Source organism: Streptomyces sp. NPDC032091 (assembly GCF_055580265.1).
In genome coordinates this window covers 42,580-56,491 of the sequence record NZ_JBVILR010000016.1, presented here as the reverse complement: position 1 = coordinate 56,491, position 13,912 = coordinate 42,580, and the positions used below count along the sequence as shown (strand labels likewise).

Annotated in this window: 13 protein-coding genes and 1 pseudogene; 8 read left to right on the top strand and 6 right to left on the bottom strand. The window is 75.0% G+C overall.

Translation table 11 applies throughout. From position 1 onward, the window contains the following. Positions 1-133: 133 nt before the first annotated feature. Both ACZ5NJ_RS24375 and ACZ5NJ_RS24370 read left to right on the top strand, forming a co-directional pair. Positions 134-2,675 (top strand): annotated as a pseudogene (locus ACZ5NJ_RS24375) (molybdopterin oxidoreductase family protein). Beyond that, positions 2,672-3,172, top strand: coding sequence for a hypothetical protein (locus ACZ5NJ_RS24370; protein WP_468767307.1), 501 nt, complete (start codon positions 2,672-2,674; stop codon positions 3,170-3,172). The pseudogene ACZ5NJ_RS24375 and the gene ACZ5NJ_RS24370 overlap by 4 nt, the downstream one beginning before the upstream one ends. Positions 3,173-3,307: 135 nt before the next feature. On the opposite strand, the gene ACZ5NJ_RS24365 is transcribed toward ACZ5NJ_RS24370, so the two are convergent. Then, positions 3,308-3,835 carry a DUF4142 domain-containing protein gene (locus ACZ5NJ_RS24365; RefSeq protein ID WP_468767306.1) on the bottom strand — a complete coding sequence of 176 codons (528 nt, stop codon included), beginning with the start codon at positions 3,833-3,835 and terminating at the stop codon, positions 3,308-3,310. Positions 3,836-3,942: 107 nt separating this feature from the next. After that, entirely contained in the window at positions 3,943-4,266 is a 324-nt protein-coding gene (locus tag ACZ5NJ_RS24360; protein WP_468767305.1) for a plasmid stabilization protein, read from the bottom strand. Between the two features lie 162 nt (positions 4,267-4,428). Between ACZ5NJ_RS24360 and ACZ5NJ_RS24355 the strand changes: the two genes are divergently transcribed. The 3 genes from ACZ5NJ_RS24355 (at position 4,429) to ACZ5NJ_RS24345 (ending at position 5,711) form a co-directional block, all read left to right on the top strand. Further along, positions 4,429-4,611, top strand: a complete 183-nt coding sequence (locus ACZ5NJ_RS24355; protein WP_468767304.1) for a hypothetical protein — start codon at positions 4,429-4,431, stop codon at positions 4,609-4,611. Further along, positions 4,608-5,129 carry a DUF5709 domain-containing protein gene (locus tag ACZ5NJ_RS24350; RefSeq protein WP_468767303.1) on the top strand — a complete coding sequence of 174 codons (522 nt, stop codon included), beginning with the start codon at positions 4,608-4,610 and terminating at the stop codon, positions 5,127-5,129. The genes ACZ5NJ_RS24355 and ACZ5NJ_RS24350 overlap by 4 nt, the downstream gene beginning before the upstream one ends. A gap of 93 nt (positions 5,130-5,222) precedes the next feature. Continuing rightward, complete coding sequence (locus ACZ5NJ_RS24345; RefSeq protein ID WP_468767302.1) at positions 5,223-5,711, top strand: DUF6098 family protein; 489 nt, start codon at positions 5,223-5,225, stop codon at positions 5,709-5,711. Positions 5,712-5,808: 97 nt separating this feature from the next. Here ACZ5NJ_RS24345 and ACZ5NJ_RS24340 read toward each other — a convergent pair whose 3' ends face one another. From ACZ5NJ_RS24340 to ACZ5NJ_RS24330, 3 genes are all read right to left on the bottom strand, one after another. Beyond that, complete coding sequence (locus ACZ5NJ_RS24340) at positions 5,809-8,046, bottom strand: catalase (RefSeq protein ID WP_468767301.1); 2,238 nt, start codon at positions 8,044-8,046, stop codon at positions 5,809-5,811. 81 nt (positions 8,047-8,127) lie between these two features. Further along, positions 8,128-9,543 (bottom strand): M20/M25/M40 family metallo-hydrolase, encoded by a 1,416-nt coding sequence (locus tag ACZ5NJ_RS24335; RefSeq protein ID WP_468767300.1) that lies wholly within the window; start codon positions 9,541-9,543, stop codon positions 8,128-8,130. A gap of 7 nt (positions 9,544-9,550) precedes the next feature. Further along, positions 9,551-10,513 (bottom strand): TIGR03557 family F420-dependent LLM class oxidoreductase, encoded by a 963-nt coding sequence (locus tag ACZ5NJ_RS24330; protein WP_468767299.1) that lies wholly within the window; start codon positions 10,511-10,513, stop codon positions 9,551-9,553. A 180-nt stretch (positions 10,514-10,693) separates the two neighbouring features. On the opposite strand from ACZ5NJ_RS24330, the gene ACZ5NJ_RS24325 reads away from it, so the two are divergent. Then, positions 10,694-10,924 carry a DUF6480 family protein gene (locus ACZ5NJ_RS24325; protein WP_395513393.1) on the top strand — a complete coding sequence of 77 codons (231 nt, stop codon included), beginning with the start codon at positions 10,694-10,696 and terminating at the stop codon, positions 10,922-10,924. Positions 10,925-11,261: 337 nt separating this feature from the next. Here the strand turns inward: ACZ5NJ_RS24325 and ACZ5NJ_RS24320 are convergent, their stop codons facing one another. Beyond that, positions 11,262-11,426, bottom strand: coding sequence for a hypothetical protein (locus ACZ5NJ_RS24320; protein WP_468767298.1), 165 nt, complete (start codon positions 11,424-11,426; stop codon positions 11,262-11,264). Positions 11,427-11,766: 340 nt separating this feature from the next. Between ACZ5NJ_RS24320 and ACZ5NJ_RS24315 the strand changes: the two genes are divergently transcribed. Together ACZ5NJ_RS24315 and ACZ5NJ_RS24310 are read left to right on the top strand one after the other, a co-directional pair. Then, complete coding sequence (locus ACZ5NJ_RS24315; protein ID WP_468767297.1) at positions 11,767-12,588, top strand: SDR family oxidoreductase; 822 nt, start codon at positions 11,767-11,769, stop codon at positions 12,586-12,588. A gap of 340 nt (positions 12,589-12,928) precedes the next feature. Continuing rightward, the gene (locus ACZ5NJ_RS24310) at positions 12,929-13,912 is read left to right on the top strand and encodes an NAD-dependent epimerase/dehydratase family protein (protein WP_468767296.1); all 984 of its coding nucleotides are present in this window, start codon (positions 12,929-12,931) and stop codon (positions 13,910-13,912) included.

Sequence of the window (13,912 nt, the reverse complement as noted above, 5' to 3'; positions counted from 1 at the left end):
TTTGACCAGGCCCGGGACGCCGCGGGGGGCGGTCCGCCGGAATTCTTCCGGTCCGCCCCCGGACCGCGGGTGCGGGGACGGCCGCACACCTGCGGGAACGAGTACCGGCGCGGCCGCCGGGTAGCCGCCGACCATGGACGACGGACAGCGGGACGCACGGCGGGTGGACCGGATCGCCGAGCCCTGGGGCAGCCGCACGCCGTACGGCCGGCACCAGGCGTGGCCGGCCCGGCAGGACGCGTACCTGGCCGAGGGGGTGGAGCCGCAGGAGGTCGAGCGGTGGGTACAGACCGCCTCGATCCTGCACTCGGACGGCGACGCCATGGACATCGCCGTCCGCGGCGGCGCCATGGTCGGTGTGCGCGGACGGGTCGTGGACCGCGTCAACCGCGGCCGGCTCGGCCCGAAGGACGCCTTCGGCTGGCAGGCCAACGCCTCCCCCGACCGCCTCACCACCCCGCTGGTCCGCCGCGACGGGCGGCTGACACCCACCGACTGGGACACGGCGATGGACCTCGTCGTCTCCCGCTCCCGGGACCTGCTCTCCGGGCACGGACCGGGCTCGATCGGCTTCTACACCTCCGGCCAGCTGTTCCTGGAGGAGTACTACACCCTCGCCGTCCTGGCCCGCGGCGGCATCGGCACCCACCACCTGGACGGCAACACCCGGCTGTGCACGGCCACGGCGGCCCAGGCGCTCAAGGAGACCTTCGGCTGCGACGGCCAGCCCGGCAGCTACGACGACATCGACCACGCCGACGTCATCGCCCTCTTCGGCCACAACATCGCCGAGACCCAGCCCGTGCAGTGGATGCGGATCCTGGACCGGCTCGACGGGTCCGACCCGCCGCGGCTGCTCTGCGTGGACCCGCGCCCCACCCGGGTCGCGCGCCGGGCCGCCGTGCACCTCGCGCCCCGCGCCGGCACCAACGTGGCCCTGCTCAACGCCCTCCTGCACGAGGTCATCCGCAGGGGGCACACCGACCGCGACTGGATCGACGCGCACACCGTCGGCTTCGAGGAGCTGGAGAAGGCCGTCGCCCCGTGCGGTCCGCAGTGGGCGGCCGACATCTGCGACGTCCGCGCCGCGGACATCATGGAGGCGGCCGAACTGCTGGGCACCGCGGACCGGCTGCTGTCGACGGTGCTCCAGGGCGTCTACCAGTCGCACCAGGCGACGGCCGCGGCCGTGCAGGTCAACAACCTGCACCTGGTCCGCGGCATGCTGGGCCGGCCGGGCGCCGGGGTCCTCCAGATGAACGGGCAGCCCACGGCGCAGAACACCCGTGAGTGCGGCGCCGACGGCGACCTGCCGGGATTCCGCAACTGGGAGAACGAGGAGCACGTCGCCGACCTGGCGAAGGTCTGGAACGTCGAGCCCTCCGCCATCCCCCACTACGCGCCACCCACCCACGCCCTGCAGATGTTCCGCTACGCCGAACAGGGTTCGCTGCGGATGCTGTGGATCAGCGGCACCAACCCGGCGGTCTCCCTGCCCGAACTCGCCCGCGTCCGTTCGGTTCTGTCGCAGCGGCGGCTGTTCACCGTCGTGCAGGACCTGTTCCTGACGGAGACGGCGCAGCTCGCCGACGTCGTGCTGCCGGCCGCGACCTGGGGCGAGAAGACCGGCACCTTCACCAACGCCGACCGCACCGTGCACCTGTCCGACCGGGCCGTCGAACCGCCCGGCGGAGCCCGTCCGGACCTCGACATCTTCCTCGACTACGCGCGGCGCATGGACTTCCGGGACAAGGACGGCGCCCCCCTGGTCTCCTGGCACGACCCGGAGTCCGCGTTCGAGGCGTGGAAGCGGTGCGGCGCCGGGCGCCCCTGCGACTACACCGGGCTGTCCTACGCGAAACTGCGCGGCGGCAGCGGCATCCAGTGGCCGTGCACCGCGTCGGCCCCCGAGGGCACGGACCGGCTCTACTCGGCCGGCATCGACTGGGCGCACCCCGACGTCTGCGAGTCCTACGGCAAGGACCTGGTCACCGGCGCCGCGGTGTCGGTGGTCGAGTACCGTGCGCTCAACCCGGACGGCAAGGCGGTGATCAAGGCCGCCGAGTACCTTCCGCCGCACGAGACGACCGACGCGGACCATCCGTTCCAGCTGACCACCGGCCGCACCCTCTACCACTTCCACACCCGTACGAAGACCGGCCGGACCCCTCAGCTCGACGCCGCGGCGCCGGACGTGTGGGTGGAGATGTCCGTGGCCGACGCCGACGCCCGGGGTCTGGGCGAGGGGGACCTGGTGGAGGTCTCCAACGCCCGCGGCTCCCTGCGCGGCCGCCTGCGGATCACGGACATCCGTCCGGGCCTGCTGTTCGTGCCCTTCCATTACGGCTACTGGGACACGCCCGCGGGCTCCGGCCCCGACGGCGCCGTCCCCGGCCGGGCGGCGAACGAGACCACGGTCACCGACTGGGACCCGGTGTCCAAGCAGCCCCTGTTCAAAGACCGCCGCCGCCGCGGTGCACCTCGTGGAGAAGGGCGACGGCCGCCCCTCCCCCGCCCCCACCACCACCGCGTCGGCCCCCGCGACGGCCGGCGCGGTGCCCCCCACGAGGGGCGGCCCGACGGCCCGGGTGCTGGAGCTGCCGCAGCCGGACGGCGGCAGCGGCGGCGCCCACGACTCCTCCGGCTCCGACGGCTCCACGGGAGGTGCCCGGTGAAAGGCATCGACGGCATCACGCTGACCCTCCGCGCGCTGCACCACGGCGAGCGCAGGCTCGCCCACGACCTGGAGGTCGTCGCCGAACGCCACCGCACGGACCACGAGGTCCACCACGTCGCGAAGGACCTCGTCCGCTGGTCCGAGGAGCACTGCCGGCGCCTGGCGGAGACCGGCCGGCACTACGGCCTGGACCTGGACGAGCCCGCCGGGCCGCAGGCCTCCGCCCTGATGTCGGCCCTGCGGGAGAAGTCGGCCGAGGCCCTGGGCCACCGGCCGGAGGCCGGCCTGCTGCTCCTGCGGGACCTGCGCGCGCTCCACCTGGCCGCGACCGGCAACTCCCTGTACTGGGAGATGCTCGCCCAGGCCGCCCGGGCGGCGGGCGAGACCCGGCTGCTGGAGCTGGCCTCGGCCTGCCACCCGCAGACGCTGCGCCAGATGCGCTGGACCAACACCATGATCAAGAACCTGGCGCCCCAGATCCTGACGAGCGTGTGAACGCCGGGAAGCCCGGCCCCGGGGGAGGTGAGGGGGGCCGGGCGGGACCGCGGGGGTCGTGGACCGGGGGGAAGATCACGACGCGCCCCGCGGGCCCGTGGGGCGTCTGCCCCGTCGGCGCGGCCCGAACCCCCGTCAGCCCATCACGTGGCAGGTGCCGCCGCGGACCATGTCGAGGTGCTCGGCGACCACCGGGCGCGCCTTCTTCGCGGCCGCCACCACCTGGGCGTCCTTCCCATGGGCGATCTCGTCGTCGATCGTCTTCAGGGTGGCCTGGTGGGCGTCCGACTGGGCCTTGAGCCACGCCGTGTCATAGGCGGACGAGCCGGCCTTGTCCTGGATCTCCTTGAGCTGTTCCTGCTGGGCTTCGGTGGGCTTGGCGGGGAGCGTGAGGTCCATCTTCTCCGCGAGCGCCGTCAGGTCGGCGTCCAGCTTGGTGTGGTCCTTGACCAGGGTGCGGCCCACGTCCTTGACGCAGGTCTGCCGGGCGTTCATCGCCGTGTCCGTGCCCGCGGCTATCTCGGCCAGGTTGCCCTGGTGGACGGTGACGACGAACTTCTGGTCGTCGTTCCCCGCCTGCCCGGCCGCGAGGGCCGAGGGGGTGAACGTGCCCATGGCGACGGTGACCACCGCCGCCGCGATGACGAAGCGTGAAGGGCGCATGCCGGCCTCCTGGGGGAAACGGCCGGTGCCGGGTCGGCCGCCGGCCGGTTTCCCGGCGTCTACCCCGGCCGGCCCGCCCAAACGGGGCCGGCCCGGGCACGTGGGGGTCAGCGGCCGAGGGCCTCCTTCAGCTCGGCCTTGTCCATGTGGGAACGGCCCTTGATGTTGCGCTGCTTGGCCTCGTTGTAGAGCTGCTCCTTGGTCGGTCCCTGGGAGCCGCTGTGCGACCGCTGGCCGCCGCGCTTGGACGAGGACATGTCCTCGGTGGAGGACCGGCTGGCCGTCTTCGACTCGCCGGAGCGGGCACGCTCCTTGTTCACCGTGCGGGCGGCGATCTCCTCGGCCCGCTTCGTGGACTCGCCGCGGTCGAGCGCCGAGTCCTTGATGTGCTCGTACTGCCGTTCCCGCTTGGGGGAGGAGCCACGGGGCATGGCGTTCTCCTTTCGGTTCCTCGGGGGGACGGGCCGGCCCCTGCCGGCCGTGCCCCGCGCCTACCCGCTGGACACGCGCTCATGGGCCTGCGGCGGTCACCCTTTCGCCCGGCATGGGCGGCCGGATCCGGGGAAGACGCGCGCGTCCGAGAGGAGGCAGCGATGTCTGCGAAGGGAAGCAGTCGACCGGACGCGACCGTCCGCCGGGCCGACGCGGAGCCGGCGGGCCCGTGGCAGGACTTCGACGAGGTCATGGAGCGGTTGCTCGACCTGTTCGACACCGGCCGTCCCGCCGCGCGCGGGGGCAGCGGTGAGAGCGCTCCGGAGAGGAAGCGACGGCGATGAGCGAGAACGAAGCCCGGGGGGACGAGGTGTACCAGCCCGCGCAGGAGGCGGAACCCGGCGAATCACAGCCCGACATGGAGAACGCCCTCGGCGAACCGGATCTGGACCAGACCCTGGACACCGGCTACTCGCCGCCCGGCCGGCCCCTCGCGGCCACCCGGTACGGCACCACCGCCGGGGAGCGGCACGCCGGGGAGACCCTCGACCAGCGGCTCGCCCAGGAGGAGCCCGAGCCGGACGGCGCGGACGCGGCCCTCGGTTCGGAGGCCGCTCCGGGGGAGGACCTGGACGGGGCCGGCGGGGGCGGCGGTGAGGGCGACGACATGAGCGGCGATCCCCACGGCGACGCCTCGACGGCGGGCCGGGACCGGGCCGGGCGGATGGCCCCGGCCGAGGAGGGGCCGCCGGTACGGCACATCTCGGTCGTGGCCCGGGACGCCGGGATCAACGGCGGGGCCGCCTCCGCGGAGGAGGCCGCCATGCACGTGGTCGAGGAGCGGCCGGACGAGGAGACGTAGACGCCCGGCGCGGAGCGGCCCCGGGGACGCGTGCGTTCCCGGGGCCGACCCCTGCCCGCGCGTGAGGCCGGGTGGGCGGGGTAGCCGCCGGGCATGACCCGTTCGGGCCCGCAGAAGGGCATGGCGACCATAGGAACCCTCGACGAGCTGGTGGGCCTGCTGGCCGCCCAGGGCGGCGGGCTGTACGTGCGCTGGTCGATGGGGCCGGTCGCGGACCTGGCGTCGCCGTGGAGCCGCGACGACCTGACGGGCGCCCCGCTGCCCGGTCTGTCGGCGAACCCGCTGGACATCGAGCCGTGGTGGGGGGACCGGCCGCTGCGGACCTGGGTGGCGCGCCGGCTGTACGACTACTCGCACCTGCCGCGCGTCAAGGACCGCCGGGTCCGCCCGTGGGTGCTGCGCGGCAGTGAGGCGGGGCGGGGGCCCGACAACGAGCCGCTCGTCCACCAGGTGGAGCCGCTCGGCTGGATCGACGCCCGCGTCATCGACGAGGCCGACGCCGAGGTCGGGCGGCAGGTGGGGCGGTGGGGGCCGCTGGACCGCGACGGTGCCGGCGGCGCCCCCTCCCGTCCCCGTCCCTGAGACGTGCCCCTGGGGCCTCCTGTTGCGACGTCCCCGCCGCCGGGAGGCCCTTGGAGCGGTGTGCCGCTCCAAGGGCCTCCCGGGCGGGCCGTCCGCGTCAGGCGGGGAAACGTTCCCACACCCGGTGCTTCTCCAGGGCCCCGGCCAGTGCGTCCAGCACCGACTCGCCCGAGTCGCCGACGATGACGCCGGGCTCGTCCGCCCCGATGCCGGCGGCCTCCAGGGCCCGCTCGCCGCCGTTCCAGCCGGCGATGGCCTTGCCGTGCCGGTAGGCCTCGGTGACCAGGAGCAGCACGCGGGGGTCGAGCTCCGGGGTGCCGGGGGTGCCGGCCTTGGCGTCGCGGGCGCCGTCGGCGTCGGCGGCGGGGCTCGGCGCGCCGGCGAGGACGACGGCGTCGTACTCCACCGAACGGGCCGTGGCGAAGGTGCGCTGGACGCCCACGGGCCCGCCGTCGCCGTCGAGGGCGCCCCCGGTCGGGGCGATGACGAGCGGGAGCATGCCCTGCGCGCGGGCGGCCCGCTGCACGGCGCGCACCTCCCGCGGGTCGCCGTCCGGGTCGGCGACGATGCCGATGACCCGGCCTTCGACCGGCCAGGCCCGTCCCAGCTGGGAGAGGGCGGGGCTGGGTTCGACGTCGGCGAGCGGGACGGTGGGTTCGGCGGCGGGCAGGCCGAGTCCGGCGGCGACCTCGGCGCACAGCTCGGGGTCGATGTTGGCGAGGACGCCCACCATCCGTTCCTTCACAGCCGGTTCGTAGCACTTGCCCAGTTCGAAGGTGTACGCGGCGATGATGTGCTCGCGCTCGGGCGGGCTCATGCTCAGCCAGAACAGGCGCGCCTGGCTGAAGTGGTCGGAGAAGGAGGCGGCGGCCTCGCGGCTCTTGTCCGCGGCGGGGACGTGCACCGGTGCCTCGATGTACGCGGCCGCGTCAGCGCCGGCCAGGAAGGGGCAGCCGCCGTCCAGGCTGTTGGGCCGGTACGGGGCGACGCCCGTGTGCACGGCGGTCTGGTGCATGCCGTCGCGCAGCATGTCGTTGACCGGGGCGTGCGGGCGGTTGATCGGGATCTGGGCGAAGTTGGGGCCGCCGAGACGGCTGATCTGCGTGTCCAGGTAGGAGAAGAGCCGCCCGGCGAGCAGCGGGTCGTCGGTGATGTCGATGCCCGGCACCAGGTGCCCGGGGTGGAAGGCGACCTGCTCGGTCTCGGCGAAGAAGTTCTTGGTGTTGGCGTTCAGGGTCAGCCGGCCGACGGGCTGCACGGGGCAGCGTTCCTCCGGCACGATCTTCGTGGGGTCGAGGAGGTCGATGCCCTCGAAGGTCTGCTCGGGGGTGTCGGGGAAGACCTGGACGCCCAGTTCCCACTCGGGGAAGGCGCCGGACTCGATCGCGTCGAAGAGGTCGCGGCGGTGGAAGTCCGGGTCCATGCCGCCGATCATCTGGGCTTCCTCCCAGGTCAGGGAGTGCACGCCCAGCTTCGGCTTCCAGTGGAACTTGGCCAGTGCCGTCTCCCCCGCCTCGTTGACGAGCCGGAAGGTGTGGACGCCGAAGCCCTCCATCATCCGGTAGGAGCGGGGGATGCCCCGGTCGGACATGTTCCACAGGGTGTGGTGGGTGGCCTCGGTGTGCAGGGAGACGAAGTCCCAGAAGGTGTCGTGCGCGCTCTGGGCCTGCGGTATCTCGCGGTCCGGGTGCGGTTTGGCGGCGTGGATGACGTCGGGGAACTTGATCGCGTCCTGGATGAAGAACACCGGGATGTTGTTGCCCACCAGGTCGAAGGTGCCCTCCTCGGTGTAGAACTTCACGGCGAAGCCCCGGGTGTCGCGCACGGTGTCGGCGGAGCCGCGGGAGCCGAGGACGGTGGAGAACCGGACGAAGACGGGCGTCTCGACGTCCCGGCCGAGGAAGGCCGCCTTGCACACCTCGCCGGCCGCGCCGTAGCCGCGGAAGACGCCGTGGGCGCCCGCGCCGCGCGCGTGCACGACGCGCTCCGGGATCCGTTCGTGGTCGAAGTGCGTGATCTTCTCGCGCAGGTGGTGGTCCTGGAGGAGGACGGGCCCGCGGGGGCCGGCCTTCAGGGAGTGGTCGCTCTCCGGGAGCCGGGTGCCCTGCGCGGTCGTCAGGAAGGGTCCGCTCTGGGCCTCGCGGGCCGGCTGGTTCCCGGTGGCCTGCCCGGTGGGGCTGACGGTCTCCGGGCCCTCCTGGTCGGCCTTGGGCGGCAGCGGCGGATGGGGCCGGGCGGGTTCGGCGACGCCGGGTGCGGCGGCTCCCGGGCGGCCCGGCACCTCGGGCGCGGTGCCCCGGTCGGCGGTCTGGTCGGGCTCGTACGTCTCGGACATGCTCTCTCCCGGAGGTTCGAGGGACTGCTGGGGTACGGGGCCGGGCCGCCGGGGCCGGCGGCGGCTGCCTCGCAGCGGCGCCTACCCGGGCGCGTCCGGCCGAACCGGGAGCTCGTGCAGGAAGCGGGCGAGGGCACGGACCCCGATCCGCAGGGCGTCGGTGTCGGTCCGTTCGTCGGGGCCGTGCCAGCGGTCGGTGGGCAGCCCGGTGCCGAAGAACAGCACCGGCGCGCCGCAGGCCCGGGCCAGCTGCGCCGCGGGCGCCGCCCCGCCGTTGCCGATGTGCCGGGGCGGGGCGCCGTAGGCGTGGCCGACGCCGCGGTCGAGGGCCGCCAGGGCGGGGTGGCCGGGGGGTGTCCGGTAGGGGTCGGAGGTGGTCGGGGGGATGTCCAGCCGGTAGTGGTAGCCGGGCCGGCGGTGCGCGGCCAGCCAGGCCCGCAGTTGTCCGGCGACCCGGTCGGCGCGCTGGTCGGGGACGAGCCGGACGAGGAGTTCCGCGGTGGCCTCCGCCGGGAGGAGGCCGAGCGCCGGCCGGCCGGCGGGGCCCGCGGTGAGCCGGACGACCTCGGCGGAGGGCCGGGTCCACAGGCGCTCGGCCAGGGTGTACCCGGCCTCGCCCCCGGCGCCGAAGGTCCCGGTGTCGGCCAGCCAGGCGCCCTCGTCGACGGTGAGGCCGTCCGGGGAGGCGGCTGGATCGGGCCCGGGGCCGGCCACCGCGTCGTAGAAGCCGGGGAGGGTGATCCGGCCGTGGCGGTCGTGGAGGGCGGCCACCAGCCGGCACAGTTCGGCGGCCGCGTTGGAGGAGGCGCCGGAGACGGCCCCGCTGTGGAGGTCCCGGTGGGCGCCGCGCACCGTGAGGGTGGCGGTGACGGAGCCCCGGACCGCCGTGCAGACCGCGGGCCGCCCGAGCGACCAGAGCATGGTGTCGGAGACCATGACCACGTCGGCGGCGAGTTCGCCGGCGTGGTCGGCGAGCAGGTCGGCGAGGTGCCGGGAGCCGGTCTCCTCCTCCCCCTCGATCAGGTACTTGACGGTGACCGCCGGGGCGGCGCCGGTGACGTGCGCGCGCAGCGCCCACAGGTGGGCCAGGATCTGTCCCTTGGCGTCGGAGGCGCCGCGTCCGTAGCACCGGCCGTCGAGCAGCAGGGGCCGGAACGGCGCGGTGACCGTCCACTCGGCGGGGTCCGCCGCGTGGACGTCGTGGTGGCTGTAGACGAGGAGGACGGGTGCGGCCGGGTTTGCCGCGGGCCAGCAGGCGTGGACGGCCGGCAGGCCCCGCGTCTCCCAGGTCGTGGCGTACGGGAAGCCGGTCCTGCGCAGGGCGTCCGTGAGCCAGCGGGCGGAGCGGGCCACGTCCGGCGCCCGCTCCGGGTCGGACGACACGGACGGGATCGCGACCCACTCGGCCAGCTCGTCGAGCATCGCACCCGGCAGCGGCGGGCCGGGCGGGTGCGGGCCGGGCCGGTGCGGGCCGGGCGGGTGCGGGGCCGCGGGCATGGCGGGGCTATCGGGCCGGGGCGAGGGCGGGCAGGACCTTCGTGCGGTAGTTCTCGAAGAACGGCTCCTGGTCGGGCCCGATCTGTCCGATGTAGACCTCGTCGAACCCGGCGTCGACGTAGGCGCGGACCGCCTCGATGTGGGCCTCGGGGTCGTCGCCGCAGGCGACGGCCTCGGAGACCTGTTCCCGTGTGACCAGTTCGGTCGCCTGCTCGAAATGGGCCGGGGTGGGCAGGATCTGGGCCAGCTCGCCCGGGAGGAACTGGCTGGGCCAGAGGCGGTGGACGGTGTCGACGGCCCGGTCGCGGTCCTCGTCCCAGCAGACCTTCACCCCGCCGACCACCGGCTTCCCGGCGCCGCCGGCCTGCCGGAAGGCGTCGATCAGCTCCTTTTCGGGGCTCATGAGGACGTAGCCGTCGCCGATCCGCCCGGCGAGCTCGGCGGCGTTCGGCCCGAAGCCGGAGACGTGGACCGGCGGCGGGGTGTCCGGCACGGTGTACAGGCGGGCGTTCTCGACGGTGTAGTGGGCGCCCCGGTGGCTGACGAGCTCGCCGGTGAAGAGCCTGCGCATGATCGCGACGGCCTCCTCCAGCATGGCGGCCCGGTCGGCGAACGGCGGCCAGCGGTCGCCGTGGACGTGTTCGTTGAGGGCCTCGCCGGTGCCGACGCCGAGGGTGAAGCGGCCGTCGAGCAGGACGCCGGAGGTGGCGGCGGCCTGGGCGGTGACGGCGGGGTGCACGCGGACGGTGGGGCAGGTGACCAGGGTGGTGACGGGCAGGGTGACGGTCTGTGACAGTGCGCCGATCACCGACCACACCAGGGGGCTGTTGCCCTGGGCGTCGTTCCACGGGTGGAAGTGGTCGGAGATCGCCAGCCGGGTGAATCCGGCCTCCTCGGCCCGGCGGGCCTGGTCGAGCAGTTGCGCGGGGGTGAACTCCTCACACGCCAGGAAGTAGCCGAACTCGGTCATGGACAGCACCTTTCGTCGGTCGGTCGGACGGCCGCGGGGCGGCCCCGGTCCGGGGGCGGCTCCGCCGGGTCCTGATGCCGCGTCTGCCCGCGCCGCGCCGCCGAACACCGGGCGGGGCGCTCCGCCGGGGAAGTGGGGGTGGCGGGGCATGGCCGCCCGAATTGCGGGGACACGCCGGACATGACTGCCGAATCCCCCGACCCCGACCCCCGCAACACCACCGGTCTGGAACCCGGCGGCTCGGTGCCGCCCGGTGAGACCCCTCCCGCCGAGGCGAGCACCGCCTCGGGAGCCGGACCCCACCGCCCGCTCAAGCGGGGCTGGTCCAAGGGGCCGCTCGTGGCCATCGTGCTGCTGGCGGTCCTCGTGGCGCTGTTCTTCCTGGCGTACGGGATCGTGATCGCCCTCTGAGCCACCGCCCGGCCGCCCGTACGGCGGCCGGGCCACAGACCGAGGCGCCGCCCTCCGGGCCCCGCCGGCCGGCCCGGTCCCGCACGCCCGCACCCGCTTCCCCGAGGCGGCCGGGGCGAGAAACGCCCAGACGGCTCAGCGCGCGACCGAGGGGGGGCGCCACGTCCCCCCTGGGCGGCCCGCCGCGCGCCCTCTTGCCGGTCTACCGCCGGGGCTGGACGCGGCGCGTCGGCGGGGCGCCGGTACGTGACGTCCCCGGTGCTCCGCCGACGCGGCGCGGTGCGCGATGCCGGGCGGCGCGGGTCGGGCGAGATCGGGAGGACCTCGGGGGGGCCGCTCAGTCCTCGCCCCGGACGACGTTCGGCTCGAAGCCGGCGTCCTCGTACGGGTCCGCAGGCTCCGGGCAGCGGTCGCTCCGGAGCAGCGCCGGACGGCACGTCCGGATGCGTTCCTCGGGCTCGATGCTGCGACTGGTCGGCTGGGGGTCCGCCTGCGTCTTCACGGCCGACACCTCCCTGGTGTCCTCGTCCGATGTGCTGCGCAGGCGCCTACCCGTCCCGCTCCCGGCCATGCGGCCGGCAGCGGCGACGGCCCCGCCCCCTCCCCCATCTCCCGCCGGGCGCAAGCGAGTCGAGAGGGAGGAAGTGCCGCGCGGCCCCCCGCATGGACCCGTGCGGCCCGGGCAGGCGCTGCCCGACGTCGCGCCGCCCCGCCCGCAGCCGCGCGCGGGCGGCGTGCGCGGTACGTGAGGCGGTGCCTGCCATGCGGAGACGACCGACCCTCCGGCGCCCCTGCGGCTCCCTCCGGGAAAGGGCGATCACCCACACACCGGGGCGGCTGCCGTGACGACGGCCCGCGGCCCGTGGGCCTTCGCACCGCGGACCGCCGTCGTGACCGGCTCCGACTCCGGGATCGGCCGTGCCGTCGCGGCCGCCCTCGCCCGCGACCTCGGCCTGGACGTGGGCATCACCTGGCACCGCGACGAGGCGGGTGCACAGGAGACCGCGGCGGAGGTGGCCCGCTGCGGGCGCGGCGCCGCCGTGGCACGGATGGACCTGACGCGGCTGCCGTCCGCCGCGGCCGTCGTGGACGAGCTCGCGACGCGGCTGGGCGGCCTCGACGTGCTGGTCAACTGCGCCGGGACCGGTGTGTCCGCCCCCTTCCTGGACCTCGACGTGGACACCGTGCGCCGGGTGCTGGACGTGGACCTCGTCGGACCGCTGCTGTGCGGTCAGCGGGCGGCCCGGCGGATGATCGCGCAGGGCCGCGGCGGCCGGATCGTGAACATCACCTCGGTGCACGAGCACCAGCCGCGGGTGGGCACCGCCCCGTACTGCGCCGCCAAGGGAGGACTCGGTCTGCTCACGCAGGTGATGGCCCTGGAGCTCGCCGCGTACGGGATCACGGTGAACGCGGTGGCCCCGGGTGAGATCGCCACGCCCATGACCGGGCAGGAGGACGCCGACGTCCACGCGGCCGTACGGCCGGGGATCCCCCTCGGGCGGCCCGGCGACGCCCGGGAGGTGGCGGCGGTCGTCGCCTTCCTCAGCGGCCCCGGCGCGTCCTACGTCACCGGCGCCTCGTGGTCCGTGGACGGCGGCATGCTCCGAATGGGGCCCATGGCCGGCTCGCACCTGGACAGCGACGCCTGGCGCCGGCCCTGAACCGCCGCGCGCCCGCCGCGGCCCGCTTCGTTCCCCGGACAGCGCCCCCGCCACCAGCGGCTTTCGCGGGTCCGGGGACGGCAGAACGAAACATCACCAGCCACCGAGTCGATGGGTCTCGTATCCCAACTCCCCTCTTCCGCACAGGACATGAGAGCCGCGTGGAGCGCCTGCCGTTCCCTCCGCCTCACTCCGATGCCGTCCCCGCCGTGCCGGACCGCGCCATCGCGGGCAGGGTGGGGAGCGGCCCGCGCCGCCCCTCCCCGGGCGCTCCGAGGACGCACCGCGGCCGCCGACGGCGGCCCCGGGCTCCCCCGCTGCTCCACCCCAGGAGATCCTCATGGCCCCCTCTTCGCCGGACCGCCGCTGGAAGCACGCCGTCGTCACCGGCGGCGCCGGATTCGTGGGATCGCACCTGTGCGCGGCCCTTCTCGCCGCCGGTACCGAGGTCACCTGCGTCGACGACTTCAGCACCGGGCTGCCGGACAACGTCGCCGGGCTGCTGGACCATCCCGGCTTCACCCTGTGCCGGGCCGACGCCGGCCGGCCGTTCACCGTGGAGCGGCCGCCGGACCTCGTCCTGCACCTCGCCTGCCCCGCGTCGCCCGCCGACTACCTGCGGCTGCCGCTCCACACCCTGGAGGCCGGCAGCCTGGGCACCGGCAACGCCCTGGAACTGGCCCGGCGCAGCGGCGCGCGCTTCCTGCTCACCTCCACCTCGGAGGTGTACGGCGACCCGCGCGAGCACCCGCAGAGCGAGCAGTACTGGGGCAACGTCAACCCGGTCGGGCCGCGCAGCGTGTACGACGAGTCGAAGCGGTTCGCCGAGGCGCTGACCACCGCGCACGCCGGGGTGCACGGCACCGACACCTGCATCGTCCGGCTGTTCAACACCTACGGCCCGCGGATGCGCGGCTACGACGGGCGGGCGGTGCCGACCTTCGTGCGGCAGGCGCTGGACGGCATACCGCTGACGGTCACCGGCGACGGGCGCCAGACCCGCTCCCTGTGCTACGTCGACGACACGGTGGCCGGCATCCTCGCGGCGGCCGCGCACGGCCTGCGCGGGCCGGTCAACCTGGGCAATCCGGAGGAGATCAGCATGACGGACCTGGCCCGCCGGATCATCGAACTCACCGGCTCCGCCTCGGAGATCCGCTACGTGGACCGTCCGGTCGACGATCCGGCGGTGCGCTGCCCGGACATCACCCTGGCCCGCGGCAAGCTGCAGTGGGAACCCGAGGTGGACATGACGGAGGGCCTGCGCCGCACCATCGGCTGGTTCCGTTCGCAGGCCGCCCGCCACGCAACGGAGGTCGGGTGA

Coding starts and splice junctions, on each gene's coding strand:
- ACZ5NJ_RS24365 (WP_468767306.1), bottom strand. CDS start 3,835: ATGCGCCCTTCACGCTTCGTCATCGCGGCGGCGGTGGTCACCGTCGCC.
- ACZ5NJ_RS24360 (WP_468767305.1), bottom strand. CDS start 4,266: ATGCCCCGTGGCTCCTCCCCCAAGCGGGAACGGCAGTACGAGCACATC.
- ACZ5NJ_RS24355 (WP_468767304.1), top strand. CDS start 4,429: ATGTCTGCGAAGGGAAGCAGTCGACCGGACGCGACCGTCCGCCGGGCC.
- ACZ5NJ_RS24350 (WP_468767303.1), top strand. CDS start 4,608: ATGAGCGAGAACGAAGCCCGGGGGGACGAGGTGTACCAGCCCGCGCAG.
- ACZ5NJ_RS24345 (WP_468767302.1), top strand. CDS start 5,223: ATGACCCGTTCGGGCCCGCAGAAGGGCATGGCGACCATAGGAACCCTC.
- ACZ5NJ_RS24340 (WP_468767301.1), bottom strand. CDS start 8,046: ATGTCCGAGACGTACGAGCCCGACCAGACCGCCGACCGGGGCACCGCG.
- ACZ5NJ_RS24335 (WP_468767300.1), bottom strand. CDS start 9,543: ATGCCCGCGGCCCCGCACCCGCCCGGCCCGCACCGGCCCGGCCCGCAC.
- ACZ5NJ_RS24330 (WP_468767299.1), bottom strand. CDS start 10,513: ATGACCGAGTTCGGCTACTTCCTGGCGTGTGAGGAGTTCACCCCCGCG.
- ACZ5NJ_RS24325 (WP_395513393.1), top strand. CDS start 10,694: ATGACTGCCGAATCCCCCGACCCCGACCCCCGCAACACCACCGGTCTG.
- ACZ5NJ_RS24310 (WP_468767296.1), top strand. CDS start 12,929: ATGGCCCCCTCTTCGCCGGACCGCCGCTGGAAGCACGCCGTCGTCACC.